The sequence below is a fragment of the Mammaliicoccus lentus genome (assembly GCF_947036595.1).
Lineage (GTDB): Bacteria > Bacillota > Bacilli > Staphylococcales > Staphylococcaceae > Mammaliicoccus > Mammaliicoccus lentus.
The window spans coordinates 611332-637471 of the sequence record NZ_OX344834.1; the positions used below are offsets into that span (position 1 = coordinate 611332).

General features: G+C 31.2%; 28 protein-coding genes. 19 read left to right on the top strand and 9 right to left on the bottom strand.

Annotated elements, in window-relative coordinates:
* Window positions 1–199: 199 nt before the first annotated feature.
* Window positions 200–1006 (bottom strand): LysM peptidoglycan-binding domain-containing protein, encoded by an 807-nt coding sequence (locus ACNMOQ_RS02825; protein ID WP_315296268.1) that lies wholly within the window; start codon window positions 1004–1006, stop codon window positions 200–202.
* Window positions 1007–1331: 325 nt separating this feature from the next.
* On the opposite strand from ACNMOQ_RS02825, the gene ACNMOQ_RS02830 reads away from it, so the two are divergent.
* The 3 genes from ACNMOQ_RS02830 to ACNMOQ_RS02840 all read left to right on the top strand — a co-directional run bounded on the left by ACNMOQ_RS02830 (window position 1332) and on the right by ACNMOQ_RS02840 (window position 3386).
* The gene (locus tag ACNMOQ_RS02830) at window positions 1332–1979 is read left to right on the top strand and encodes a Bax inhibitor-1/YccA family protein (RefSeq protein ID WP_016998919.1); all 648 of its coding nucleotides are present in this window, start codon (window positions 1332–1334) and stop codon (window positions 1977–1979) included.
* Between the two features lie 196 nt (window positions 1980–2175).
* Window positions 2176–2889 (top strand): YebC/PmpR family DNA-binding transcriptional regulator, encoded by a 714-nt coding sequence (locus ACNMOQ_RS02835; protein WP_016998920.1) that lies wholly within the window; start codon window positions 2176–2178, stop codon window positions 2887–2889.
* 14 nt (window positions 2890–2903) lie between these two features.
* A complete protein-coding gene (locus ACNMOQ_RS02840; protein ID WP_416350227.1) occupies window positions 2904–3386 on the top strand; it encodes a cupin domain-containing protein in 483 nt (160 codons plus the stop codon).
* 122 nt (window positions 3387–3508) lie between these two features.
* Here the strand turns inward: ACNMOQ_RS02840 and ACNMOQ_RS02845 are convergent, their stop codons facing one another.
* Window positions 3509–4618 (bottom strand): 5-methyltetrahydropteroyltriglutamate--homocysteine S-methyltransferase, encoded by a 1110-nt coding sequence (locus ACNMOQ_RS02845; RefSeq protein WP_315296271.1) that lies wholly within the window; start codon window positions 4616–4618, stop codon window positions 3509–3511.
* Between the two features lie 129 nt (window positions 4619–4747).
* On the opposite strand from ACNMOQ_RS02845, the gene ACNMOQ_RS02850 reads away from it, so the two are divergent.
* On the top strand, window positions 4748–6271 hold the full coding sequence (locus ACNMOQ_RS02850; RefSeq protein WP_135031183.1) for a phospholipase D-like domain-containing protein: 1524 nt from the start codon (window positions 4748–4750) through the stop codon (window positions 6269–6271).
* A gap of 54 nt (window positions 6272–6325) precedes the next feature.
* Here the strand turns inward: ACNMOQ_RS02850 and ACNMOQ_RS02855 are convergent, their stop codons facing one another.
* Window positions 6326–6877, bottom strand: coding sequence for a TetR/AcrR family transcriptional regulator (locus tag ACNMOQ_RS02855; protein WP_016998924.1), 552 nt, complete (start codon window positions 6875–6877; stop codon window positions 6326–6328).
* Window positions 6878–7086: 209 nt separating this feature from the next.
* Between ACNMOQ_RS02855 and ACNMOQ_RS02860 the strand changes: the two genes are divergently transcribed.
* The 3 genes from ACNMOQ_RS02860 (at window position 7087) to ACNMOQ_RS02870 (ending at window position 10378) form a co-directional block, all read left to right on the top strand.
* A complete protein-coding gene (locus tag ACNMOQ_RS02860; protein ID WP_016998925.1) occupies window positions 7087–7734 on the top strand; it encodes an HlyD family efflux transporter periplasmic adaptor subunit in 648 nt (215 codons plus the stop codon).
* 12 nt (window positions 7735–7746) lie between these two features.
* On the top strand, window positions 7747–9630 hold the full coding sequence (locus ACNMOQ_RS02865) for a DHA2 family efflux MFS transporter permease subunit (protein WP_016998926.1): 1884 nt from the start codon (window positions 7747–7749) through the stop codon (window positions 9628–9630).
* A gap of 193 nt (window positions 9631–9823) precedes the next feature.
* The gene (locus ACNMOQ_RS02870) at window positions 9824–10378 is read left to right on the top strand and encodes a ribonuclease FAU-1 family protein (protein WP_016998927.1); all 555 of its coding nucleotides are present in this window, start codon (window positions 9824–9826) and stop codon (window positions 10376–10378) included.
* Window positions 10379–10454: 76 nt separating this feature from the next.
* On the opposite strand, the gene ACNMOQ_RS02875 is transcribed toward ACNMOQ_RS02870, so the two are convergent.
* Window positions 10455–11276, bottom strand: a complete 822-nt coding sequence (locus tag ACNMOQ_RS02875) for an undecaprenyl-diphosphate phosphatase (RefSeq protein ID WP_016998928.1) — start codon at window positions 11274–11276, stop codon at window positions 10455–10457.
* Between the two features lie 174 nt (window positions 11277–11450).
* On the opposite strand from ACNMOQ_RS02875, the gene ACNMOQ_RS02880 reads away from it, so the two are divergent.
* On the top strand, window positions 11451–12326 hold the full coding sequence (locus tag ACNMOQ_RS02880; RefSeq protein WP_016998929.1) for a LysR family transcriptional regulator: 876 nt from the start codon (window positions 11451–11453) through the stop codon (window positions 12324–12326).
* Between the two features lie 28 nt (window positions 12327–12354).
* Here the strand turns inward: ACNMOQ_RS02880 and ACNMOQ_RS02885 are convergent, their stop codons facing one another.
* Window positions 12355–12993 (bottom strand): MOSC domain-containing protein, encoded by a 639-nt coding sequence (locus tag ACNMOQ_RS02885; protein WP_218688305.1) that lies wholly within the window; start codon window positions 12991–12993, stop codon window positions 12355–12357.
* Window positions 12994–13126: 133 nt separating this feature from the next.
* On the opposite strand from ACNMOQ_RS02885, the gene ACNMOQ_RS02890 reads away from it, so the two are divergent.
* Complete coding sequence (locus tag ACNMOQ_RS02890; RefSeq protein WP_016998931.1) at window positions 13127–14338, top strand: sugar efflux transporter; 1212 nt, start codon at window positions 13127–13129, stop codon at window positions 14336–14338.
* A gap of 14 nt (window positions 14339–14352) precedes the next feature.
* A complete protein-coding gene (locus ACNMOQ_RS02895; RefSeq protein WP_016998932.1) occupies window positions 14353–14835 on the top strand; it encodes a DUF456 domain-containing protein in 483 nt (160 codons plus the stop codon).
* 142 nt (window positions 14836–14977) lie between these two features.
* Here ACNMOQ_RS02895 and ACNMOQ_RS02900 read toward each other — a convergent pair whose 3' ends face one another.
* Complete coding sequence (locus tag ACNMOQ_RS02900) at window positions 14978–16279, bottom strand: PTS sugar transporter subunit IIC (protein WP_064205074.1); 1302 nt, start codon at window positions 16277–16279, stop codon at window positions 14978–14980.
* Between the two features lie 114 nt (window positions 16280–16393).
* Between ACNMOQ_RS02900 and ACNMOQ_RS02905 the strand changes: the two genes are divergently transcribed.
* From ACNMOQ_RS02905 to ACNMOQ_RS02940, 8 genes are all read left to right on the top strand, one after another.
* Window positions 16394–17488, top strand: coding sequence for a DUF871 domain-containing protein (locus tag ACNMOQ_RS02905; protein WP_064205073.1), 1095 nt, complete (start codon window positions 16394–16396; stop codon window positions 17486–17488).
* Window positions 17489–17490: 2 nt separating this feature from the next.
* A complete protein-coding gene (locus tag ACNMOQ_RS02910) occupies window positions 17491–17793 on the top strand; it encodes a PTS sugar transporter subunit IIB (protein ID WP_416350228.1) in 303 nt (100 codons plus the stop codon).
* Between the two features lie 9 nt (window positions 17794–17802).
* Complete coding sequence (locus ACNMOQ_RS02915) at window positions 17803–18117, top strand: PTS lactose/cellobiose transporter subunit IIA (protein ID WP_016998770.1); 315 nt, start codon at window positions 17803–17805, stop codon at window positions 18115–18117.
* 183 nt (window positions 18118–18300) lie between these two features.
* On the top strand, window positions 18301–19167 hold the full coding sequence (locus tag ACNMOQ_RS02920; protein WP_416350229.1) for an SDR family NAD(P)-dependent oxidoreductase: 867 nt from the start codon (window positions 18301–18303) through the stop codon (window positions 19165–19167).
* Between the two features lie 115 nt (window positions 19168–19282).
* Window positions 19283–20125 (top strand): formyltetrahydrofolate deformylase, encoded by an 843-nt coding sequence (gene purU, locus ACNMOQ_RS02925; protein WP_135021026.1) that lies wholly within the window; start codon window positions 19283–19285, stop codon window positions 20123–20125.
* Window positions 20126–20369: 244 nt separating this feature from the next.
* On the top strand, window positions 20370–21314 hold the full coding sequence (gene corA / locus ACNMOQ_RS02930; RefSeq protein WP_016998767.1) for a magnesium/cobalt transporter CorA: 945 nt from the start codon (window positions 20370–20372) through the stop codon (window positions 21312–21314).
* Between the two features lie 41 nt (window positions 21315–21355).
* Window positions 21356–22219 carry an ROK family protein gene (locus ACNMOQ_RS02935; protein ID WP_016998766.1) on the top strand — a complete coding sequence of 288 codons (864 nt, stop codon included), beginning with the start codon at window positions 21356–21358 and terminating at the stop codon, window positions 22217–22219.
* A gap of 24 nt (window positions 22220–22243) precedes the next feature.
* The gene (locus tag ACNMOQ_RS02940; RefSeq protein WP_016998765.1) at window positions 22244–22810 is read left to right on the top strand and encodes a GNAT family N-acetyltransferase; all 567 of its coding nucleotides are present in this window, start codon (window positions 22244–22246) and stop codon (window positions 22808–22810) included.
* A 131-nt stretch (window positions 22811–22941) separates the two neighbouring features.
* Here the strand turns inward: ACNMOQ_RS02940 and ACNMOQ_RS02945 are convergent, their stop codons facing one another.
* Together ACNMOQ_RS02945 and ACNMOQ_RS02950 are read right to left on the bottom strand one after the other, a co-directional pair.
* Window positions 22942–23127, bottom strand: coding sequence for a hypothetical protein (locus tag ACNMOQ_RS02945; RefSeq protein WP_016998764.1), 186 nt, complete (start codon window positions 23125–23127; stop codon window positions 22942–22944).
* 93 nt (window positions 23128–23220) lie between these two features.
* A complete protein-coding gene (locus tag ACNMOQ_RS02950) occupies window positions 23221–23823 on the bottom strand; it encodes a nitroreductase family protein (protein ID WP_016998763.1) in 603 nt (200 codons plus the stop codon).
* 181 nt (window positions 23824–24004) lie between these two features.
* Between ACNMOQ_RS02950 and ACNMOQ_RS02955 the strand changes: the two genes are divergently transcribed.
* The gene (locus tag ACNMOQ_RS02955) at window positions 24005–24721 is read left to right on the top strand and encodes a tyrosine-protein phosphatase (RefSeq protein ID WP_135021030.1); all 717 of its coding nucleotides are present in this window, start codon (window positions 24005–24007) and stop codon (window positions 24719–24721) included.
* A 43-nt stretch (window positions 24722–24764) separates the two neighbouring features.
* Here ACNMOQ_RS02955 and iadA read toward each other — a convergent pair whose 3' ends face one another.
* Window positions 24765–25916 (bottom strand): beta-aspartyl-peptidase, encoded by a 1152-nt coding sequence (gene iadA, locus ACNMOQ_RS02960; protein ID WP_016998761.1) that lies wholly within the window; start codon window positions 25914–25916, stop codon window positions 24765–24767.
* Between the last annotated feature and the right edge of the window lie 224 nt (window positions 25917–26140).

Below are 26140 nucleotides of genomic sequence, written 5' to 3' on the forward strand. Positions count from 1 at the left end.
AGTGTGCTTTTTAATTTAAATTAAAAAAGGGATGGGACAGAAATCTCATTTTAATAAATAGATTTCGTAGTCCCACCCCGGCAAGGATGACTAGGGTTGGAAAAAGCTTGATATAAGCGCATTTTCAATCCAGTCAGCTACTGCCATTATAATAAAAGAGGCTGAGACATGTATTTATGCCTCAGCCTCTTTCAATATATTAATGAATATAAGAATAGTTGTAAGCTTCAGATGCAGGGATTGTTCTGTAGTCTGTTACACCCGGTGGTGTATTGTAATTTGTTTCAGATACAAGTAGACTACCATCTGCATTAATAGATTCTACATATGAAACATGACCATATTGACCAGCACTTGATTGCATAATTGAACCAACAGCTGGTGTATTATCTACACGGAAACCGTCTGCTTGTGCAGCGCCAGCCCAATATTTTGCGTCTCCCCAGTATGTGCTAATTGCACTACCAGCTTGACCTCTGCGGTCAAAGACATAATATGTGCATTGTCCCCAGTCGTATAAGTTTTGGTCATTAAATGTTTGGTTACCGCCCGTTTGAGAAGGTGGTGTATTGTCAGAAGGTGCAGTTGTATCACTACCACTACCACCTGCAATTTTTAAAGTTTGACCAGGATAGATAATATAACCTTGTAAATTATTTGATTTCATAAGTTGGTCAACTGAAACACCATGTTTTTGGGCGATTACTTCTAAAGAATCACCATTTTTAACTGTGTATGTAGAACCTGAAGTTGCTGTTTCTTGTGAACCACTTCCTCCAGCTGAACTACTTCCGTTTACAGTAATGACTTGTCCAGGAAAAATCATATTCCCTGAAATGTTGTTACTTGATTTCAGTTGATCTACTGACACACCATATTGATCTGCAATAGCCCACAATGACTCACCATTTTTGACAGTGTGTTGTGTAGAAGCTTCAGCATCGTTATGAGCGGCGATTGCTGCAACACCTGAAACTGCTGTTACCGCGAATGCAAATTTTTTCAAAGGCTTATCCTCCTTGTTATCTCGATATTATGTTATAAAGCATAAAGCTAATAGCTAATATATAAATCCCTCGATAGATAAATAGTAACAAAAATAAAAACCTGTGTACTGTATGTAATCATCTTGTAATAAAAACACAATAATATTAAATATTGTTTTGAAAAATATTTATATGCATAGTCACTGTGATGGTGGGGTATATATGTAATATGGTAATATATGGTTGTTGATTGAATATTACAAATTTGAATCAATCAACTCGTTTGATATGTTAAGGTCTAACATGTAAAATATGGATAATACTTTATAAAAGGAATGATAAAAATTGAGTTATGAACATAACTACGGTACATATCAAGAAATAGAATCACGAGGTTCATCAATTCGAAAAACTTGGTTGTATTTTTTATACTATTGGGTAATTTTTGGAATTGGTACATATTTAGGTCAGTTTGTGCCACCAGCATTATATCTACCTATAACAATAGGCGTATTCGCTATGATAATGATTTCTTTATTTACAAAATCATCTAGAAAATTTGGCGGATTAATATCAAATCTATTCGCATTTTTAATTGGTATATTATCTTATACATCGTTTATGTATTACCTAGGAACATTAGGTACTCAAGCATTTTATGGTAATATCGCGTTAGCTATAGGAGCCTTTGCTGCTTTTGGTGTGCTAGGTTACTTCATGATTGATAATGCCGCGGGATTAGGAAAATATTTATTTGTTACATTAGTAGCTTTAGTTATTGCTAGTTTTATTGGTATATTTTTAAATAATCCTATATTCCATACAATTATTTCAGTTATTGGAATTGGTTTATTCTTATTATATACAGTGTACGATTTCAATCGAATGAAAAGAGGTCAATTTTCACCGAGAGAAATGGGATTTAACTTATTTATAAACTTACTTAACATCATCATGCATATACTTAGATTAGCGAGTATTTTGAGAGATTAAATAATTAGACTGAGACAAAATTACATGTCTCAGTCTATTTTATTATATTGGTAGTATATGGCAAAATTAAAAGTTTGCTTTTATCAAGATTTTTCAATCTCACTTTTTTTACATAAAACGGTAAACTTTGCGAGATGAGCGCAATATTGTATAATAAGAATGTTAAAATAACTCACTTTGAAAGAGAGATGGAATTATGGGACGTAAATGGAATAATATTAAGGAAAAAAAAGCCCAAAAAGATAAAAATACGAGTAGAATATACGCGAAATTCGGCCGTGAAATATACATGGCAGCTAGATCAGGTGAGCCAGACCCAGAGGCTAATCAAAATTTAAAATTCGTATTGGAAAAAGCTAAAACGTATTCTGTTCCTAAACATATAGTAGATAGAGCTATTGAAAAAGCAAAAGGCGGTTCAGAAGAAAATTATGATGAATTAAGATACGAAGGCTTTGGTCCAAGTGGTTCAATGCTTATTGTAGATGCATTAACAAACAACGTTAACCGTACAGTAAGTGACGTTAGAGCTGCATTCGGTAAAAATGGTGGAAATATGGGTGTTTCTGGATCAGTAGCATACATGTTTAATAACACAGCAGTATTTGCATTTAAAGGTAAATCTACTGATGAAGTTTTTGAATTATTATTGGAAGAAGATTTAGACGTTAGAGATGTTATTGAAGAAGAAGATTTAACAATTGTTTATGCTGAACCTGATCAATTTGCTCAAGTCCAAACTGTCCTAAAAAATAATGGTGTAGAGGACTTCGAAGTTGCTGAATTATCTTGGTTAGCACAATCTGAAGTAACATTATCTGAAGAAGATTTAGAAACGTTTGAAAAATTAGTAGATGCTATTGAAGACTTAGAAGATGTTCAACAAGTTTATCATAACGTTGAATTATAAATGGAGAGATAAAAATGAATCAAGAACAATGGATTGATAGGCTAAATTTAGAGCCTCATCCTGAAGGTGGCTATTATAAAGAAATTATTAAATCTAGTCATACTTTGGATGACCAAAATGCGATGTATACGAGTATATATTTTTTATTAGAAAAAGATAACATATCTCATTTTCATCGTATTCAATCAGATGAAGTGTGGTACTATCATGCAGGACAAACATTAACTGTGCACATGATTCATTCCAATGGCGTTTATGAACAAGTAAAAGTAGGGCCTAACATTCAAGATGGTGATGTGTTACAAGCACTTGTACCTAAAAATACAATATTTGCATCAACTGTTGAAGGCGATAATGATTTTGCATTAGTAGGCTGTATGTGTTCACCAGGTTTTCAATTTGAAAAATTCGAATTGTTTACTCAAGAAGAATTGTTAGTAGATTACCCCCAACACGAAGAAGCAATTAAAAAGTATGCATTTGAATCCATTGAATAAAATAGCAAAAAAGGCGAAATATAAATCTCATACTCAAAATAAATGCTCCTAATCCTTTAATTAAAATAAAGGGTTAGGAGCATTATTTAAATGAAATAGTTAAACATTTTTAATTGTTGTTATTATAGTTCGCCATATACTTCTTTTGCTGTTTCAACAATATAAGCTAACTTTTTCCATTGTGCTTCTTCTGTTAAGATATTACCTTCTTCAGTTGAAGCAAAGCCACATTGTGGGCTTAAACATAGTTGGTCTTTCGATACATATTCTGTCGCTTCATCAAGACGATTTAGTATATTCTCTTTAACTTCTAATTCACCAGTTTTAGAAGTGAATAATCCTAGAACGATATAAGCATCGTCTCTATCGAAATGTCTTAAAGGTTCAAAGTCTCCTGAACGATTATCATCGTATTCAAGGAAGAAACCTTGTAATTTTTCTGTGAATAGCTCTTTTGCAATTGGCTCATATCCACCACTAATTGCCCATGAAGATTGATAATTCCCTCTACAAATATGAGTAGTAATTAATAGGTCATTTGGTAGATCTCTCAATGAATCATTCACTACTTTAGCGGCTAATTTAATTGCTTCTGCTTTTTCATCTTCTGTACGCTCTCTATTCTTGATAAGTTGTTTTGTTGCTGCTAATCCAGCCCAATAAACATCATCAATTTGTAAGTAACGACAACCTAGTTCATAAAATTTTAAAATAGTTTGACGATAAGCTTCTGATACATCTTTAGCAAAATCATGAATATCAGGATAAATATCGTGGTTTAAAATATTTGGGTGAAATAATTGATTTGGACTTGGAATAGACACTTTACTTACAGCTCTACCGTCAACTTGCTTATGTAAATATTCAAAATGTTCAAAGTGTGGATGATTAGGATTAAATTCAACTTTTTGGACAACTCTTACGTCGTGCTTTTTAGTTTCTACACCATTAAAAGTCAGTCCAATTTCAGGCTCATAATCTTCAATACCTGTTAAATTTTCTAAGAAGTCAAAGTGCCAATAAGCACGTCTGAATTCTCCATCAGTGATACTTTTTAAACCGACTTCTAATTGTTTTTCGACTATTTTATTTATTTCTTCATCTTCGACTTTTTTTAATTCGTCTTTAGATAGATTACCTTCAAAATATTTCTCTCTAGCTTCTTTTAAAGGTTCTGTGCGTAATAAACTGCCAACATGGTCGGCACGGAAAGGTCTTAATGCTTCTGTCAATTTACTTCACTCCTATGTATTTTCTCTAAAAATTCTGAAAAATTCAATATTAATAAAAATACCAAAGTAATCCATCGCTGTCAATTATATTTTGATATAATAAAAATATAAGGAGAGGGGGTTATAAATTTGGCAAATAAAAAGAAAACAAATGTGAAGAGTAAAAATAATTTAAAGCAAAGAAAAAAATCTACAAAAAGTAAAAAGAAAAGAAGTAAATTTAAGAAACATTATATTTTATGGAGTTTATATATAATAATATTCACGATTATAGCAGTCAGTATTTATAACGTATTTAAGCCCTTACCTCATGGAGTATCAAAATTAAGTTCAGAGACTAAAACAGATGATGTAGAACTATTAACTGATTTATCATATAAATCCGGAAATGAAATGCATTACGACCACGAAATATTTGATAAAGTCAATGAAACCATTCAAGAAGCAAATGATTTTATTATAATGGATATGTTTTTATTCAATGGTTATCAAACTGGAGACAAAAAGTATCCACCAATATCAAAACGGATTACAGATTCTTTAATTCAGAAAAAACAAGAGAATCCAAATGTTAGAATCATAATATTAACAGACCCTATCAATACATTTTATGGCTCATACACGCCTGATAATATAAAAGATTTAAAGAATCATAATATAGATGTACGTTACACAAATTTAAGTAAGTTAAGAGATTCTAATCCTATTTATTCAGGTGCATATCGCACATTATTTCAATGGTTTGGTAATAGTGAGAAAGGTAAGTTGCCTAACCCTCTGAGTGGAGAAGCACCAAATGTTACTGTTAGAAGTTATTTAAAGTTATTAAATATGAAAGCCAATCACAGAAAAACACTTGTTACTGAAAATCATGGGATGATACTTTCTAGCAATCCTCACGATCCAAGTGGTTATCATCAAAATGTCGGTGTAAGAGTGTCTGGTCCGATTCAAAAGGCACTCATAAAATCTGAGATTGCTGCTATAAATATGAGCGGTGCTCAATATGACGAATCAGATTTTAAAATCAATCATAATAGTTGGAAAGATAATGCACGTTATACTGTACAATTGGCTACAGAAGGTAAAATTAAAGAAAAGGTCATTAGTAACATTAAGAAAGTACAATCCAAAGACCGTATTTCAATAGGTATGTTCTATTTATCTGACCGTGATGTAGTTAAGGAACTGATAAAAGCATCTAAAAGAAATGTAGATATTAAAATTATTTTAGACATTAATAAGGAAGCTTTTGGTAAAGAAAAACCAGGCGTGCCTAATAAACCGGTAGCTAGTGAATTAATTAATCGAACAAATAATAATATTAAAGTGAAATGGGCTTTAAGCAATGGGGAACAATTTCATTCTAAATATTTATTGTTTGAACAACATGAAAATAAAGATGCAACGATGATATTAGGTTCATCCAATTTAACTAGAAGAAATATGAATGATTACAATTTGGAAACTGATATTATAATTCAAGGTAAACAGGATGATCCTGCGTTTCAAAAACTATCTACAACATTTAATGATGCATGGATTAATAATGAACATTCATACACTGCACAGTATGATGAATATAAAGATGAATCACTGTGGAAGAAACTATTATATAGAATACAAGAAGAGACTGGTTTATCCAGTTTCTAATATAAATGCTCTATTTCGTTTGAATTTTAATTAACGAAATAGGAGCATTAATTTTTATCTATTTATTCTTAAGATGTTTCTATACATAATATCTGCCATTTTTTCAGGTGAGTCCTGACATCCGTCACGTAACCAACTATATATAGACGCGATTTGTCCACCAATTGTATATTCAAGAAAGAAGTTGGCATCTTGTAATGTACCGATTTTAGAAATGAGTTTTTCAATTCTGTCTTTTATAAGCTTGATAAAGTTAATGATAAAATCTCGTTCAGGATGTAAAACAAAGACACTGTAGAAAAATTTTTGGTATTTTAAAATATAATAAAAAACATTTGTAAAATACCGTTTTACATATTTTCTCCTATTGGCTGGTTCTTCAATAATAGATAGTTCAATATTATCCATTAAATTTTCGTAATTACTCATGTGATATTTTTGGATTTCATCATATGTATCATATTTATCTTTGAAATGGGCATAAAAAGTTGAACGGTTAATACCACTTTCTGCGCACAACATTTTTATTGTAATTTCGTCAAAGTGATAATCTTCCAATAAATAAACCATATTACTAATAATTAATTGTCTCGCATGTTTTTTCATAATTCACCTCTATAACTTACATGTCCTATATTTTAACAAATAAAGTATAGAATATATATTAATATACTTTAAAAACTTTAATTTAATATGTTGATTTATCTGATTTTTTAGTTAATTTAACCCGACAAATTTTTAATTTTTGTTGGTTTAATTAGTAAAAGCGTAGCCGTATAATAAGTAAATCATTGAAATATGGAGGATATAAAGTAATGAAAAAAATCGTGCTTGTAAATGTTATCACGATAGTGGTTTTAGTGGCTATTGGCCTAGTAGGATTCCATTATTATAGTGAAGCAACAGATTATGTAAAAACAGAAAATGCAAAAGTGGATGGAGAGCAAATTAAAATTGCTAGTCCAGTATCAGGTAATTTAACTAGTTTTGACGCTAAAGAAGGTAAAACTTATGACAAAGGCGATAAAATTGGTGAAGTAGAAGGTAAAGGTGAAGATGGTCAATCTCAAAAAATGAAGATTGAAGCACCATCAAAAAGTACAATCGTAAAAACTTCTGAAACAGAGAACAATTTAGTACAAGCTGGCTCACCGATTGCTTATGCATATAATTTTGATGATTTATATGTAACTGCAAACATTGATGATACAGATGTAGAGGATGTAGAAGAAGGACAAGCAGTTGACATTGATATCGATGGTCAAAAAGCTAGTGTTAAAGGTAAAGTGTCTCAAGTTGGATTAGCAACTGCATCAAGTTTCTCGTTGATGCCTTCATCAAATAGTAATGGAAACTATACAAAGGTGACACAAGTTGTTCCAGTGAAAATCACATTTGATTCTAAGCCATCAACAAATGTTGTTCCAGGAATGAATGTTGAAGTTCGAATCCACAAGAATTAAGGAGGGTGTATTATGACATCAACCTTTACGGTGGCTTATATAATAATTGCAATCTTACTTTGGATTGGAATTAATGCATTTGTATTAAAACGTAAAAAAAGAAAACAAGTTTCTAATGAATCTTTTGAAAAAGATCATAAAGAAGAATACAGTCAACTTAAATCTAAAGATGATGATAGCTTAACAGTTAACCGTCATCAAAAAGAATATAAAGAAGAGCAAGTTGAACAAATGAACCAAGATGAAAATAATCAACCATCATTTAAAGAAAACGTATCTGACGATAATAATAATTCAGAAGATGAAGATTCTGTATTATCTGATCGTGGTATGGAAATACATGAAGACGAACCAATCAACGAACAAATTAAAAAGAATCATGTTAATTTTGTTTATGGTAAAGGTATTACAAGAAATAAAATATTAATTGCAATGATGTTCGGTATGTTCATAGCAATTTTAAACCAAACATTATTAAATGTAGCATTACCTGTTATTAATAATGAATTTAGTATTTCAGCTTCAACTGGTCAATGGCTAATGACAGGATTTATGCTTGTAAATGGTATATTAATCCCAATCAGCGCCTTTTTAATCAGTAAGTATTCTTATAGAAAATTATTCATTATAGCAATGATTCTGTTTACAATCGGATCATTCATTTGCGCGTTGTCAGTAAACTTTCCAATGATGATGACAGGACGTGTCATACAAGCTGTAGGAGCAGGCGTGCTTATGCCATTAGGTTCTAATGTGTTTATGACAATCTTCCCACCAGAAAAGCGTGGTGCAGCAATGGGTACATTAGGTATTGCATTTATTTTAGCACCAGCTATAGGACCAACATTATCAGGTTGGGTTGTACAAAATTACCATTGGAATATCATGTTCTACGGAATGTTTGCTATCGGTTTAATTTCTATCATAATCAGTTATTTCTGGTTTAGAATTTATCAGCAAACGTCTAACCCTAAACCAGACGTTCAAGGTATTATATTTAGTACGTTAGGTTTTGGACTATTATTATACGGTTTCAGTGAAGCGGGTAATAATGGATGGACATCTACAACAGTTTCATTATCATTAATTATTGGCGTTATCTTTACAACAATGTTTGTTATTCGTGAAATAAGAATGAAAAATCCAATGCTTGATATGTCAGCATTAAAATATTCTGGGTTCACATTAACGACAGTTATTAACGTTATCGTAACAATGAGTTTATTTGGTGGTATGATATTATTACCAATTTACTTACAAAATCTTCGTGGGTTTTCTCCATTAGATTCTGGTTTATTATTGTTACCAGGTTCATTAATAATGGGCTTTATGGGACCAATTGCTGGTAAAATGCTAGATTCATTTGGTATTAAGCCATTAGCTTTAATTGGTTTAACAATTATGACTTTTGCAACATGGGAGTTAACACAGTTAAATATGGATACACCATATTCAACAATATTAATTATTTATATCGTACGTTCATTTGGTATGAGTTTCATCATGATGCCTATTATGACGGCTGGGATGAATTCATTACCTCAACGATTGATACCGCATGGTAATGCAATCAGTAACACAGTGAGACAATTGGCAGGGTCAATTGGTACTGCAATACTTGTAACAGTTATGACACAAAATACGACTACTCATTTAGCTAACATGTCAGATAATTTAGATTCAACTGATCCAATTATTCAAGAACAAGTTAAAGCACTTTCAGATTCTGTTGGTGGAAAAGAAAGTGGCATGTCAGCACTTGTTGAGTTTCTAAATAAACTTGCAACTGTACAAGGTATAAATGACGCTTTCTGGATTGCAACTCTGTTTAGTGTTATTGCATTAATCTTAAGTTTATTCTTAAAAGGTAAGTCACATTATATTTCACATGAATAACGTAAAATTTTAGAATTAAAAAACATATGTTTTAAAGTTTAAATTTTATATATAAATAATCATTTCAAAGCCACAAGAATTTCAAACTTCTTGTGGTTTCTTTGTGTAAAATAATAAAAAAAATAAAAGATTACTCGAATGCTTTATATCGGCTCCCGTTTTTTATATAATGAATAAAAGGAGTTGGTAACTTGTGAAAGTTAAGTATATTGACAAACGTCATTGGCGACGTCTCCTTAATCGCGAATATAAAGAAGTTGCGCTGGATACTAATCACTTTAAAGGTCTTGTAGGACTTGTAACGATGCTTGAAGTAAAAGAACCGTTAATAGTAAATGTTGTAGGTAAAGAAATTACAGTAGCTGACAAGGGCTATAAATGGATGCAAATATTACCGGAGAAAAAGCCATATAGTATTACTGTGATGTATAATAAACAAAATCAACCAGTGCAGTATTATTTTGATGTGAATTTGAGGAATATTACCCAGCTTGGAAATGCACGAACTTTAGATTTATGCTTAGATGTGTTGGTGATACCAAAGACAGGGGAATATGAACTAGTTGATGAAGATGATTTAGAAAGAATGCTTAAAGAAAACAAAATTTCTAAAGCGCAATTTCATAAGGCATATGTTACTGCTCATGAGATTATGTTCAAGTTAGAAACAGATTTTAAAGGAATAGAGAAAAAGATAAGATATTGTTTTCATGAAATAATGAATGCAAATAAGAATAGTAATAAATAAATATTCCTAAACTATGATTTACATAAAAAACGAGCATACACAGTTAATACTGTGTATGCTCGTTTTTTAAAAGTTTTTATAAGAATATCAGGGCAAGTATAATTGCTAATGGTCCTACAACGAAACAGTATTTACTAAATATACCTAATTGTCCGCGTTCCATTATGCCTTTTAGCCATTTTAAAGAGAAATAGCTGGCCACAAGTGAAGCTACAAATGCGAACATATAAGAAATCATTAATGAAGAATCTGGGGGTGTTTGAATGATATCTTTAATACCAAGCAATGCAGTCCCTAAACTTACTGGTATATAAAGTAAGAATGAGAACTTAAATGCTGTTTTTTGATTCATACCAACACCTAAAGCACCAACTATCGTTGCACCACTACGACTAATTCCTGGAATTAATGCAATAGCTTGAAATAGCCCTACTATAATCGCATCTTTTAACGTTAAATCTTTATCTAACTTTTGACCGCGTTTATTTTTAATAAACCATAGTGCAATACCAGTTACAATTAACATGAAACCGACTAGCATAACACTTTTTGTGTCGCCAATTATATCGTTAAAGATTAACCCAAGAACACCAGCAGGTATCGTGGCAACTACAAGATACATAGCAAATCTAAAGTTTCGAATTACTTCTTCAGTGCGATCTCCTTTAATAAATTTTAAAGTATCAACAATGAGTTCGATAATATCTTTTCTAAACAAAATCAGTACAGCAACTAATGAAGCCGTATTTACAAAAATTTCAAATGTTAAACCTTCTGTATGTAAGCCTAAAAATTCTTGAGCCATTACAAGGTGACCACTAGATGATACAGGTATGGGTTCAGTTACACCTTGCAATAAACCTAGAAAAATATACTTTATTATCTCAATAAGTAACATAGTAAGATCCTTCCTATTTAATTTACATGCTTAACTATAACTAATTTTAAAAAAGTATTCAATTTAGATAGTAAGATTTTTTATAATTCGGTCTTAAGTAGTAGTTGCTTAAAGGCATGCTTGTAATAATTAAAGCATGTTATAATGAAATAAATGTGAGGAGGGTGTCTTTTTATGAAAGTAGATGATTACAAACTATTAGTGACTTTAGAAGATGTGAAGACATTGAGGAAGGCTGCTGACATTCTCTATATTTCGCAGCCTGCCGTCAGTCAACGTCTCAAATCTATCGAAAACTTTTTTGGTATAGATATTTTTATAAGGACTAAGAAGCAATTAATAACAACTAATGAAGGTTCGCTCGTTATTGATCACGCTAGAAAAATGCTTAAAGAAGAGCGTCTATTACTGGATAGAATAAGTTCGAAAGTCGGGGAAGTTAATGGGAGTATCTCAATTGGCGTATCTTCGTTAATTGGACAAACAATTTTGCCTCAAGTTCTAGGGCAATATACTAAACTTTACCCTAACGTCGATATACAATTACAAATTGGCTCAAGTGAACATATTAAATCATATCAGAATGAATTTCATGTAACAGTAATTAGAGGTAATGAAGTAATGAATGTACAGAACGACTTATTATTAAATGAACAACATTACTTTATTTATCCTAAAAATAGAAAACATGATTTGCATTTATTACCGATGATTGAATTTCAAGCTGAACCAATATATTTAAAGCAAATTGAAGAATGGTATTCAGATTATTTCAAACAAGAATACCATGCTCTTATAAAAGTAGATCAAATCGCAACTTGTAAAGCATTGTTATTAAATGGTGTAGGCGTTACAGTTTTACCTGAATTAGTTATAGGTGATATAGATACAGACCTTTTTGAAATTAAAAAATTAAATATCATGAAAAAGCCTTTAAAACGGTCAACATATATTTGTTATGAACATAGTGTATTGCAATTACCACAAGTAAAATCATTTATTGAAGTGATTAAAAATTACATAAACCAAATTGATGTTAAAAAGAAGTAACCGATAGGGATTTGTACGATGTTATCATTTATTTTAATAATTTAATAAATATATTTCTTGTTTCTTCATTTATACCATCATGATTTAATACTGATTGTATGCGTTGTTTGTTTTTATTATCTTTAAAACGTGTTTCATTCAATTCAAGTATAGAAAGGGAAGGCTTTTTTTGTTCAATCAATACTAAATCGTCTCCTTGTGATACATAGCCTTCTTTGATTACGCGAAAATAACATCCTGTTTTACAACTGTCTGCCATTCTTTTAACTAAGTCTTTTATGCCATACCTTTGCGCGATTGTAGCGCAAGGTTGTCTTGGACAAGATACTTGTATAGTGGCTTCACCTAACTGATATGTATCACCGATATTTAATTCCGCTTCAGTTAAGCCAGAGACTGTTAAGTTTTCTCCAAAAATTGCATATTCAGGCAACAGGTGAATGATATCGTTCCAATATTGATAGTTATCTTTACTATAGAAACATATAGCTTTTTCAGGACCGCCGTGCCCTTTATATTGTTGTTCATCTTCAACAAACCCTGTTTTTGATAAAAACATACTATTTGAAATAGGGGTTTTATAAATGGCGGTCTTTTTTGTTTTTTGATTATCGAACGTAACGTTAGAAACTTTACCAGTAGAAATATAATCAATTTTAAATACCATGGCTTTTCTCCTTCTTAAATCATGTAAATTTATTTTATAACTTTAGAAAAATTATATCAATTTTAGCATTGACGTAACAGGGGTTTAGCTATAAAGTACAAGCATATAATAAAATAAAGAAAGATGTGAATTCATGTTTTTGAAACTGTTTCAAATCAAAAATTATAAGCTCTTTACAGTGAATATGGGATTACTCGGTATGGCAATCGCAATCACTACCCCGTTCTTAGTGTTATATGCGACACAACACTTAGGAATGACTAGTGGCCAATATGGTCTATTAATGGCTCTTGCTGCTGGAGCATCCTTCACTGTGAATTCTATAGTAGCTAGGTTTTCAGATAATGGTAAAATCAACCGTAAATATCTTATCGCAACAGCCCTTATAATGGGTGCTTTATGTTTCTCCATTTATTTCTATGTACATACTATTTGGATCTTCATTGTATTATACGGAATGTTCCAAGGTCTGGCAGCACCTGCAATGCCTCAAATGTATGCTTCTGCTCGTGAATCTATTAATGAATCAGAATATAAAGATAGAAGTATCTTTGCCAATACTGTTTTAAGATCAACTTTCTCATTAGGTTTCTTATTTGGTCCATTGATAGGTACTGTATTACTTTCACTATTGGGTTATGACGGTCTATTTGGTGGTACGGTTACTATATTCTTAACTGTACTCGTATTACTATTATTATTTTATAAGGAACCAAAGAAAATCTTAAATAATATAGTAGGGAATTTTCCAGAGAAAAAAGCTCCGAACTTAATTAAAGAACCGACTTTACTTATACCATTTTTAGCTTTCATTCTATTGCATATTGGGCAATGGATGTATACTTTAAACATGCCTTTATATGTAACTGAATATTTGAAAGATGATGAGTCTCATGTTGGTTATTTAGCAAGTTTATGTGCAGGCTTAGAAGTACCGCTTATGATTATTCTAGGAGCTATTGCAAGTAAATTCAGAACGAAAACTTTACTCATGGTAGGTTCAATATTTGGCTTTGGTTATTATTTCAGTATCGGGGTGTTTGATAGTTTTACTGCAATGTTAATTGGGCAATTAGCTTTAGCATTTTTCTTAGCTATTTTGTTAGGGCTCGGTATCAGTTATTTCCAAGATATTTTACCAGACTTTCCAGGTTACGCTTCGACTTTATTTGCGAACGCTATGGTTATTGGACAACTAGGTGGAAATTTACTTGGTGGTGTCATGAGTGATATAGTAGGATTAGGAAATGTGTTCTTTGTTTCAAGTTTTTCGATAGCACTTGCGTTTGTTCTTTTAATTTTCACTATAGAACATAAGGAACAAAACAATACACAAATTAGTTAGGAGTACTAAATTACATGACAACAATTAGTTGGTTACTTATCATTATAATGTTTGTAATTGCATTTATCGGTTTAATCAAACCAATTATCCCATCCGTTTTATTTCTTTGGATAGGGTACTTTATATATCATTTTGCAATAGATTCATCAAAATTATCATGGGTATTTTGGACGGTTATGATACTCTTTACAGTATTTATGATTTTGTCGGACATCATCATGAACAGTTACTTTGTGAAAAAATTTGGTGGTTCTAAATTAGGAGAGACAATGGCAGCAGTTGGTGTTATTATTGGTTGCTTTGTATTTCCACCTTTCGGTATTATTATCGTACCGTTTATCTTAGTATTCGTTTCAGAAATTATACAAAAGAGTGATATCAGTGCTGCACTTAATGCAAGTATAGGTTCACTATTAGGATTTTTAACAAGTACAATAGCAAAAGCACTTATCATGATCGTTATGGTTATTTGGTTCTTTATTGATATTATTTTTTAACATTTAAGAGCTTGAAACATAAATTCTAACTCAAAATAAATAAGCATATCACTTAACGGATTGTTTCAGTTTGAAAGTGATATGCTTATTTTTTATAAAAATCTTCGTGCATCTTTCATCCTTATTTATATCTTCTACATTATTATTTGTTTTCTTCTTCCATATCTTTTTCAATTTCTTCTTTAGATTCGCCACTTTCCTCTAAAATCATTTTACGATCATACATTTTAAAGAATGGGAAATAAATACCGACAGAAATTGCAATATTGATTAATACGAGTATGATAGCCCGCCAATCGCCACCAGTGGCTAAGTATGCACCAATTGGAGCAGGTAAAGTCCATGGAGGCATTACACTGGTCGCATTGACTAATCCGAGGGCAGTTGCGATATAAGTGATAATCGTTAAAACGATAGGTATTAAAATAAATGGAATGACCATAATTGGGTTTAATACAATTGGCAAACCAAATATAACTGGTTCATTGATGTTAAATAAAGAAGGGATGGCAACTGCTTTACCCATTTTTTTAAGGAATTGTGATTTTGCAAATATTAATATACAAATAACAAGACCTAAAGTTGCGCCCGCGCCACCAATCCATACAAACCATTGGAAAAATGTTTCGGGTGCAATATGAGGTAATGCTTCTCCTGCTGCATGTGCTTCACCGTTTTTAGCTAAATAAACTTCCCATAATGGTCGTTCTATCGTACCGACAATAGACATTCCATGAATACCAAATGACCAGAAGAATGTTGTTAAAAATACTGGCACTAAAACACCTGGTAGTGTGTCGCCTGCAAACACAAGCGGTCCGACAATTTTATCTACGAGTGAGTGTAAGTCTAGTTGGAATAGTACTGTAATGATACTCATAAACCCTAGAACAAAAACGACAGGTATAAGAGATTCGAATGAGCGACTGACGGAAGGTGGAACTTGTGGTGGCATTTTAATCGTGATGTTTTTAATTTTACAGAAACGATATATTTCTACAGAAAGTATAGCAACAATCATTGCGACAAATAAACCGTGCCCACCTAAATTTGTCATAGGCAAAACAAAACCTAATTTATCGTCCATAGTAGGTGCGATAGTTAATAGAAAAGCTGCGGTAGAAAGTTGTGCGGCAGATAATGGATCAAGGTCATAGGATTTTGCAAGATTATATCCTATACCAAAAACGATATACAAACTCATTATAAACATAGTCATTCTATAAGGTATTAAAATTTCTTCGGCATGTGCTGTTGCCCACTTAGTAATTGCCCAAGATTCTGGCAATGGTGGTGTTGCAAATATTAAGAAAAATGAACCAAATATAATGAATGGTAACGCTGAAATAACCCCATCACGAATAGCAAGTAGATGTCTTTGGTTTGAAAGCTTAGTCATTGGTCCCGAAAGCTTATTTTCTATCCAAGTTGCAAAATTATTCAATGTTAATCCCCCTTTGTTTGTAAGCGCTTTAATTTTGTTATAGTATAAACTAAATAGTAAAATTATTCAAAATTATAAAAAAGAAATTAATTGAAAGAATTGTGAGGTTATATCATGAGAAAATTGGGGATATCTCTATATCCGGGGAAATCTAAGGAAGCTGATGACTTAAAGTATATAGAGAAAGCACATGAGTACGGTTTTTCTAGAATATTTACGAACTTATTACAAATTACTGAAGAAAACAAATCCGAAATACTTCCATCTATCAAAAAAATTATTCAATTCGCAAAGTCTTTAAATTTTGAAATATTTGTTGATGTAGCACCTAGAACATTTAAAGTATTAAATATTGAAACTAACGATTTATCATTCTTTTATGAAATGGGTGTAGATGGTATCAGACTCGACGAAGGGGTAGGAGCAAAAGAAACGAGTGATATGACTTATAATCCATATGGAATCAAAATAGAGCTGAATATGAGCGTAATGAATCATTATATAGACAATGTATTAGACTTTGAACCTAATCGAAATCGGCTCGTAGGTTGTCATAACTTTTATCCCCATCGTTATGCAGGTATATCTGAAGCCTTTTTTATAGAAGGCAGTAAGAAATTTAAACATTACGGCTTGAGAACAGCTGCATTTGTATCTAGTAAAGAAGCGGATTTTGGACCTTGGCCTATTACAGAAGGACTTCCTACATTAGAACAACATCGCGGTTTGCCGATTACTTCTCAAGCAAAATATTTATGGGCAACCGGCTTAATAGATGATGTTATTATCAGTAATTGCTATCCATCTGAAAAAGAATTAAAGGAATTGAGTGATTTAATCCATGAACCGATAACTTTTGATATTAAATTAGTGGGAAGCTATACAGATTTAGAAAAGAAAATTATTTTTGAAGAACCACATTTTTATAGAGGTGATGTAAGCGACTATTTGATTCGATCTACTCAAAGTCGAGTGAAATATAAACAAGAATCATTTCCACCTCATCATACAGTTGCTATAAAAAGAGGCGATGTATTAATCGATAATGATGAATATGGTCAATATAAAGGGGAATTACAAATTGCTTTAAAACCGATGCTCAACACAGGAAAAGTGAATGTTGTAGGAAAAATAGAAAATCATGACTTGCAACTATTAGATTACTTAAAACCTTGGGCATTCTTTAAATTTAAATTATGGGAGAGATAAAAATGAAAAAAATATTATTAGTTTGTTCAGCGGGTATGTCTACTAGTATGTTGGTTAAAAAAATGCAAGAAACTGCCAATAAAGAAAATAAAGATTATGAAATTGAAGCATTAGCTTTATCTGAAGCTGAATCGAAAATAGATGAAGTTGATGTCATTTTATTAGGACCTCAAGTGAGATTTCAAAAAGCTCAAGTAGAAAAAATAGCTGACGGAAAAGTTCCAATCGACGTTATAGGCATGCAACAATATGGCATGATGGATGGAGAAGGGGTACTTAAACAAGCAGAAAGTCTAATGGAATAAGGTGATTAAATGGAAAAGTACGAACAGATAGCTTTTCAGATTATAACGAATGTAGGCATGGCTAAAAGTACCTATATGCAAGCGATTCAAGAAGCAAAATCAAATAATTTTAATGATTCTTATGATTTAGTTGAAGAAGGCAATAAATATTTAACTGAAGGACATAAAGTTCATAAAGACCTCATCCAATCCGAATCTGCAGGAGAAGAGATTAAACTTAATCTGTTATTGGTACACGCAGAAGATCAACTTATTTCAACTGAAATTATAAAAGAGATGGCGAAAGAATTAATTTATGTTCATGAAAATTATATAAAAAAGTAATTTTAGAAACTAATCAGGCTGGGACATAAATAAATGACTCAGCCTGATTAGTTATGTTGGCAGTAGACATGACAAAGCGATAAAAAATCTTATGAATAGAAAGAGCGATTTTTCATTCTCATTTATGTTAATTATACATTTTTTCGGGTAAATATAACTTAATAAATAAAAGGAGTAATTATAATGTCGAATAGAATTCTAGCTATTACCGGGCCTACGTCTGGTATAGGCAAAAGCACTGTAATTGAATTAGCGTCAGAATATGATATTTTAATATTACTTTGTAGAAACGTTGATAAAGGAGAATCAGTTAAGCAGCTCATACAGGCACGACACCCTTATAAGCGTGTTGATATCATCAAATGTGATTTATCTGATCTAGCGAGTGTAATGCAAGCAGCAACTAATATTTTAAATCGTTATACACATGTAGATTGCCTGATTAATAATGCGGGTGTCGTTTCTTTAACAAGGCAAAAAACTGTAGATGGTTATGAGCTCATGTTTGGAACAAATTATTTAGGTCATTTTTTATTAACACATACTTTATTCGAAAAAATAATGGAAAGTGAAGATAAACAAATTATTGTTGTATCATCAGGTGCATACAAATATACAGCTATGGGGAATCATAATTTTGCTTACCCACTAAAATTTAACCCAGTCAAATCATATAGTAAATCTAAGTTAGCAGTACTTTACTTTATGCAGGAATTGGATGAACGTTATAGTAAACATGGATTAAATGTATCGGCTGTACATCCGGGAGCTGTGTCTACTAATTTAGGCAAAACCAAATACAATAAAAAAATTGGTGACTTCATCTACAAAGTATTTGATTCATTTTTTATTTCGCCAGAAGAAGGGGCGCTCTCAACTATTAAAGTGACAAAAAATCGCACTTTATTTAATGGTAAGTATGTTTACGAAGGTAAAGTTGTTCCAGTTGAAAAATATGGATTAAATTATTTCCAAAGAAAAAAATTAATAAGAGATACATTGGAAGAATTGCAATTGGATCAATTTATGTATTTAAATAATAATTATTAACTGAATTCGCTTACATTGGAATAAGTAGGCAAGTTTGATTGTGTTATCTCATATAAAATTTTATAATAGCTATTATCGTAAGAATTTTTACACAATTTATAAAAGGATGAGAAACATGAATAATCATTATATTTTACTTGCAGATTGTAAAGATGAAATAGGGATCACATCTTTAATCTCTACAACTATTAAAAATACAAACTCTAATATATTTCATTTGGATCACTATACAGATGTTCAAGAAAATGAAAATCATTTATATTTAAGAATAGTCTTCGATCAAAATGATGAAGTTAAAGGACTATTAGAAAAAGAACTAAATAGCAGAAATATACATTTCAAAATTTATGACGCTAACACGAAAGTGAAAACTGCGCTACTCGTTTCTAAAGAAGATCACGCTTTAAGTGAGATTATGTTACGAGCAAATAGACAAGAATTTCCTATCGAAATTAGTTGCGTTATAAGCAACCATGAAAATAATAGAAAATTTGTAGAAGACATGGGTATTCCATTTCATCATGTAGAAGTTACAAAAGAAACAAAGCGACAAAGTGAAGAGAAAATAACAGAAATTTGTGAAGGATATGGCGTTGATTTATTAGTATTAGCTAAATATATGCAAATATTATCTCCTGAATTTGTTGATAGACACCACTTGAAAATAATCAATATACACCATTCATTTTTACCTTCATTTATCGGAGCTAATCCATATAAACAAGCGTATACAAGAGGGGTTAAACTAATAGGTGCTACAAGCCATTATGTAACAGAAGACTTAGATGCTGGTCCGATTATCGAGCAAGATGTTGTAAGAGTGAACCATCGCTATACAGCACAAGATATGAAAAATACAGGTCGTCATGTAGAATCAGAAGTACTAGCTAGAGCGGTACAATGGCATTGTGAACATAAAGTGATTGTTAATGGAAACAAGACTATCGTATTTTCTTAATTAAGTATAAAAGGAGCAAGACTAATTGTTCTGAAGTTATAATAGTATCAAATATAAACGGTAACGATTTTGCAAAGTGCTGACGTTGAAGCTTGTACTTTCAAAATCGTATACATACATAAATTCTCCTAATCTGTTAATTAAAACTCCAACGAATTAGGAGAATTATTTTGAACAATCAATTTATGTTCTAAACTTTAAAATAATATATAATGAATTTAAATCAATTCTAAGCGGTGAAAATATGATTAAAACTTATTACATAAATTTAAATGATGAGATAAAAGAAACTACCTTTCCTAGTGAAGTTCAAGAAAAGTATAAATGGATATGGGTTGATATGAACGAGTCAACTGAAGAAGAAACAAATGTACTCGCACAATATTTTGATTTTCACCCATTATCTATTGAAGATGCAACATTGGTACAACAGAGACCAAAATTCAAACAGTATGATGGTTATCAATTTTTAGTATTTCATGCTTTAGATTTAAAAACGCTAGAATCAGAAGAAATCGATATATTCATAGGCGAAGATTACATTGTTACTTTCCATAAAGAACGATTTGAGGAAATTGATACAATTAAAAGAAAACTTTTTAATCGTACGGTACAATATGAAGAACCAAAAGATATATTATTAAATATTTTAGATGATATAACAGATAATTTCTTTCCGTTTATATACGATATTGAAGATAAAGTCTTTAACTTTGAAGATCGGCATAATGTAGATAGTTCTACAAAGACTTTGATTGATGATACGTTTAATTTAAGACAAGAGTTGTTATTAATTAAGAGAACTGTTCAACCAATGAAAGATTTAGTTTATCGGATGCGTGAAGGAAAAGTATTAAATTTGAATGAACAACAATTGTTATATATCATGCATATTAATGATCATCTTATTAAACAGATGGAAATGGTTGATGCTTCACGGGAAATGACAAGTGATATAAGGGATAATTATATTTCATTGAATTCATTTAAAATGAATAACATTATGAAAATTTTAACGATTTATTCTGTCGTATTCATGCCATTAACACTTATAGCCGGTATTTATGGGATGAACTTTGAAAATATGCCTGAATTAAATTGGCACAACGGTTATTACATTGTATTATTCATTATGGTAGCAATAGCAGCAATCATGCTAGTTGTATTTAAAAAGAAAAAATGGTTTTAAAATTACAAAAATATTAGATAATGAGAAAGCGAGTGTCAATCATGCAATATTATGGAGCAATTGAAGCGGGAGGAACAAAATTTGTATGTGCAATAGGTGATGAAGCATTAAATGTTATTGAGCGTGTTTCTATACCAACTACATATCCTGAAGAAACAATGACTGAAGTTATTAATTTTTTCAAAAATTATGAATTGAAAAGTATTGGAATAGGTTCATTTGGACCTATCGATATAAATAAAGAGTCAAAAACATATGGATATATTACATCTACTCCGAAGACAGCTTGGAAAGATTTTGATTTTATCGGTTCAGTAAAAAAATATTTTGACGTACCTATAGCATTTACTACAGATGTTAATGCATCTTTATACGGCGAATATCAAAAAGGAATTGCAAAAAACGTTGATTCAGCAGTTTATTACACTATCGGGACAGGTGTAGGCGGTGGAGCTATGATGAATGGTCGTTACATTCAAGGACTAAGTCATCCTGAAATGGGTCATATGTCTATAAAACAGCATGAAGATGATGATTTTGAAGGTAATTGTCCATTCCATCATACTTGTTTAGAAGGATTGGCGTCTGGACCAGCTATAGAAAAACGTGCAGGTATTAAAGCTAAAGATATTGAAGAACAAGATAAGACTTGGGATATGGTAGCTTACTATATAGCTCAAGCGGCTTATAATACAACGCTAATGTTATCACCTGAAAAGATTATTTTTGGTGGTGGTGTCATGCATCAAGATCATTTATTAGATAAAATTCATAAGCAATTTGAAATATTGAATAATGGTTATTTAAATTTACCACCAGTTGAAACTTATATTGTGAAACCTAGTTTAAATGATGACCAAGGCGTAATAGGTTGTTTAGCACTTGCACAAAGCGAATATAAATAAAGGTTAAAAGGGGGATTAAATAATATGGACTTACTAGTGAAATTAGCGGAATATCAAACAATGGAAACAGAAAGACTTATATTGAGACCTGTGTCTTTAGAAGATACGCAGTCATTATTTGAATATGCTTCTAATATTGAAAATACAACGCATGTCTTTCCAACACATTTGTCTAAAGATGAAACAAGAGAAGTCATTACAAAGTATTATTTACAATCCCCGTTAGGAAAATACGGTATTATATTAAAAGAAAACGATAAATTTATAGGTACAATTGATTTACGATTGGAAGTAGATCATAAGAGAGCAGAAATTGGTTATGTGATTAACCTAAAGTATAGCGGAAATGGTTATGTAACAGAAGCAGCTAATCAATTGTTGAAATTATCATTTGAAGAAATGGGATTAAATCAAGTTAAAGGTGTGCATAGTACATTAAACCCCAAATCAGGACAAGTTATGAAAAGACTTGGCATGAAAAAAGTAGGCGTAATGCCTAAAAATCGTATTCATAAAGATAAAATAGTTGATGATGTAATATATGCAATAACAGATAATATGTATAAAGAAAATAATAAGCCTAAGACATAAGAATTGTTTTAAGCAAGTATGCACTTTACAAAAACCAAAATAAATTCTCCTAATTCGTTCATAAAAAACGAATTAGGAGAATTATTTTGAGTGAAAGATTTGTACTCTATACTCACATGTAGTAAAGCATCTTATTTAGATGCTTTTTTTAATTGAGTTAGTACCTTCAATCCATATGCAAATATACCATATCCAATTAATGAACTAGGTAACCATGATTTCGTTAATTGAATATCTTTATTTTTGTTAAGCAAAGTATATGGTACTAACGTTGAAATTAAGTAAAGTAATAGAACTTTTTGATAACGTTTGTTCAATTTAAACACCTCACTTTGTTACTTTTATTATAATATAAATTTGAGGTGAAATATTATAATATTATTACAAAGTTTAGACATTATGTATTGTCTTTATTCAAATTTAGCAAATGATGATGCATCATGACGAGATGCTCTATCATTGGACATTTCGCCTTTACCAATTGTAATTAACATTGCTGGTACTAAATTATCATCAATATTAAAAGAATCGACAACAGCTTGTTTGTCAAAACCAATCATTGGGCAAGTAGCATAGCCTTCGTCCTCACTGATTAACATTAAATTCATAGCAAATAGTGAAGCACCACGCACCGCTTCATCTCTCTTATTTGTTTCATCTTCAAAGAAAGTATTAACACTTTGGATTAACCCTTCGCGTTTTTCAGCAGGTATATGATTATGCTTTATCCAGTCATCGGCAATATCACCAATTGTATTATGGGCATTTAAATCACCTAGCACGATGAAAGTAGCGCTGGATTCTTTAATTTTAATTTGTTTGTTCGCTGCTTCGTATAGTTTTTCTTTAGCTTCATCAGAATGTGCTACAATCACTTTCCACTGTTGTAAATTCCAAGCAGAAGGTGATAAAGAAGCTTTGTTTAATAATTTTGTTATCGTTTCACGATCCATTTCGTAAGGTTCGTATTGTTTTACTGAACGACGTTTGTTAATGACATCTTGTAATTCCATTAATAATTCACTCCTAAATGTTTATATATTAATCATGATTAAAGTGGTTGGACTTTTCAAATTCTTTGCTTATACATGAACACAAATCATTTTGATATATTGATTGAGTGAAAATTTGTTACAATAAAGGTAATAAGGATAATTTGTAGAAAAAGTTGATTCATAAAAAGGAGCTGTACATATGATAGATATACACAATCATTTGCTTTATGATGTTGATGATGGACCAATTGACGCTGACAGTATGCTTGAATTAGCTAGAGTTGCAGAAGGGTTAGGGATAACTGATTTAGTAGCTACACCACACTATATAGAACACAGATTTAAAAATGATGCTAATATAGTTAAAAACCGAACAAAAGAAGTACAGGCATTGCTAGATGAAAATGGCATAAATTTAAAAGTTCATCCGAGTCAGGAAATTCATATGTTTGGTAAAGAGCTGGAAGGCTTACAGTCCGGTGAATTATTACCTATAACTGAAGGTTCACGCTATGTATTAATTGAATTTCCGTTCTTTAGTATTCCAGAATTTGCAGATGAAACATTTGATAAATTATTTAATGCTGGCTATAGACCTATATTAGCTCATCCAGAACGAATAATTCCTATACAAGATAACCCGAAAATATTATTTGATTTAATTGAACGAGGTGCGCTATGCCAAGTTACAGCAGGATCATTAGTTAATAGATATGGAGAAGATGCTAAAAAATCTGCGGATTTCTTATTAGACAAAGATGCTATTCATATAATCGGAAGTGATGCACATAATACTTCGAATAGAACATTCCATTTACAAGAAGGTTACGATTATATTGAACGAACAAAAGGCGTCGAAAAAGTAAATGAACTTAAAGAAAATGCAAGGAAAATATTAAATAATATTGATATATAGAAATTAAGGGTCCGGAACATACATAATTGTCCCGGGCCCTTAATTATTCATACATACCTTTACGTATTACTTTGTAATCAGATAACATTTCTTTTCCTTTTGCTAGGACATTTTTAATCTTATTGCTATTCTTATCAATGATTAAAATATCGGCGTCATAGTTTTCATGAATATGTCCTTTATGATGTAATGTTAATGCATTAGCTACGTTAGAAGTGAACAGTGCTATAATATCATCCCATTTATCTTGATGATAATGTTTGAGTAAATTAAAGAGTTGTTCTGTTAATGTATAACATTTAGCAACATCATACCCAACAAGTTGATTATTGTGGTCAAATTTAGGCAAACTACCGTGACCGTCAGATGAAATAGTGAGTTGAGCGATATCGCCATTATTTTGAAGGTAATAATCTACACAGTCTACAGTATTTGTATCAGCTGTTAAATCTATATAAACACCTTGATTACTTAAAGTGATGCCTTCTTTAAGTAAATCTAAACTTTTGTCGAAATGCGTAATGTATATTTTATTCGCTTTGACATCATAGTTTGCTAGTAAATTATGAATTTGATTTAAGTTATGTTTTCCAGTACCTAAATGAAAGTGAGTAACTCCTGCTTTACCACTCAACATTCCTCCAACAGTAGTTTCTGCAATAATTTTAGCCAGTTCATTTGTGCTAGGTATAGAAGATCTAAAGTCATTAATAGCGATTTCTCCAGTACCAATTACTTTGTCTATTAACATTAAGTCTTCTTTTATAGAATCAGTAATAGTAGTAACGGGTAAGTGATAGTTACCTGTATACATATATGTTGAAATTCCTTCTGCTTCAAGAGCTTTGGCTTTTGCATATAAACTTGAAAGTGTACGAGAAATACCATCTGTACCTATTAATCCTATTACTGATGTAATACCGCACTCTATAAGTTCAGATAAATTCACCTCTGGCGTCCGCGTCATATAACCTGCTTCGCCTCCACCGCCTAATAAATGAATGTGTGGGTCTATTATACCGGGTATAAGAATATTGTCTTCTGCATCAATTATATTCAAGTTTGGGTCGATATCTTTAAATTTTTCTATATCTATATCACCGATTTTGAGGATGGTTTGACCTTGAATAAGAATTGAATTTTGGCCAATATATTTTGGTGAATAAATATCACCATTTTTTATGATTGTGAACATGAGTTCTGCCCCCTATGAAATTGTATATTGTTACATATTTTAAATTACTTGAATCATTAAAGCAAAGTATCACCGATATTGTCGCAAATTTGTAATAGCTAAATTAATTGTATTTTCTTTCTAGCGAGATTAGAATGAAGAGACATAGTTAGTCTTTTTATATATAAAAGATGTAAGATTTATTAAGTGTAATAAGTTTAAACATAAAGATGTATGAAATAAAG

Coding starts and splice junctions, on each gene's coding strand:
- ACNMOQ_RS02835 (WP_016998920.1), top strand. CDS start 2,176: ATGGGACGTAAATGGAATAATATTAAGGAAAAAAAAGCCCAAAAAGAT.
- ACNMOQ_RS02840 (WP_416350227.1), top strand. CDS start 2,904: ATGAATCAAGAACAATGGATTGATAGGCTAAATTTAGAGCCTCATCCT.
- ACNMOQ_RS02855 (WP_016998924.1), bottom strand. CDS start 6,877: ATGAAAAAACATGCGAGACAATTAATTATTAGTAATATGGTTTATTTA.
- ACNMOQ_RS02860 (WP_016998925.1), top strand. CDS start 7,087: ATGAAAAAAATCGTGCTTGTAAATGTTATCACGATAGTGGTTTTAGTG.
- ACNMOQ_RS02865 (WP_016998926.1), top strand. CDS start 7,747: ATGACATCAACCTTTACGGTGGCTTATATAATAATTGCAATCTTACTT.
- ACNMOQ_RS02875 (WP_016998928.1), bottom strand. CDS start 11,276: ATGTTACTTATTGAGATAATAAAGTATATTTTTCTAGGTTTATTGCAA.
- ACNMOQ_RS02880 (WP_016998929.1), top strand. CDS start 11,451: ATGAAAGTAGATGATTACAAACTATTAGTGACTTTAGAAGATGTGAAG.
- ACNMOQ_RS02885 (WP_218688305.1), bottom strand. CDS start 12,993: ATGGTATTTAAAATTGATTATATTTCTACTGGTAAAGTTTCTAACGTT.
- ACNMOQ_RS02890 (WP_016998931.1), top strand. CDS start 13,127: ATGTTTTTGAAACTGTTTCAAATCAAAAATTATAAGCTCTTTACAGTG.
- ACNMOQ_RS02895 (WP_016998932.1), top strand. CDS start 14,353: ATGACAACAATTAGTTGGTTACTTATCATTATAATGTTTGTAATTGCA.
- ACNMOQ_RS02905 (WP_064205073.1), top strand. CDS start 16,394: ATGAGAAAATTGGGGATATCTCTATATCCGGGGAAATCTAAGGAAGCT.
- ACNMOQ_RS02910 (WP_416350228.1), top strand. CDS start 17,491: ATGAAAAAAATATTATTAGTTTGTTCAGCGGGTATGTCTACTAGTATG.
- ACNMOQ_RS02915 (WP_016998770.1), top strand. CDS start 17,803: ATGGAAAAGTACGAACAGATAGCTTTTCAGATTATAACGAATGTAGGC.
- ACNMOQ_RS02920 (WP_416350229.1), top strand. CDS start 18,301: ATGTCGAATAGAATTCTAGCTATTACCGGGCCTACGTCTGGTATAGGC.
- purU (WP_135021026.1), top strand. CDS start 19,283: ATGAATAATCATTATATTTTACTTGCAGATTGTAAAGATGAAATAGGG.
- corA (WP_016998767.1), top strand. CDS start 20,370: ATGATTAAAACTTATTACATAAATTTAAATGATGAGATAAAAGAAACT.
- ACNMOQ_RS02935 (WP_016998766.1), top strand. CDS start 21,356: ATGCAATATTATGGAGCAATTGAAGCGGGAGGAACAAAATTTGTATGT.
- ACNMOQ_RS02940 (WP_016998765.1), top strand. CDS start 22,244: ATGGACTTACTAGTGAAATTAGCGGAATATCAAACAATGGAAACAGAA.
- ACNMOQ_RS02950 (WP_016998763.1), bottom strand. CDS start 23,823: ATGGAATTACAAGATGTCATTAACAAACGTCGTTCAGTAAAACAATAC.
- ACNMOQ_RS02955 (WP_135021030.1), top strand. CDS start 24,005: ATGATAGATATACACAATCATTTGCTTTATGATGTTGATGATGGACCA.
- iadA (WP_016998761.1), bottom strand. CDS start 25,916: ATGTTCACAATCATAAAAAATGGTGATATTTATTCACCAAAATATATT.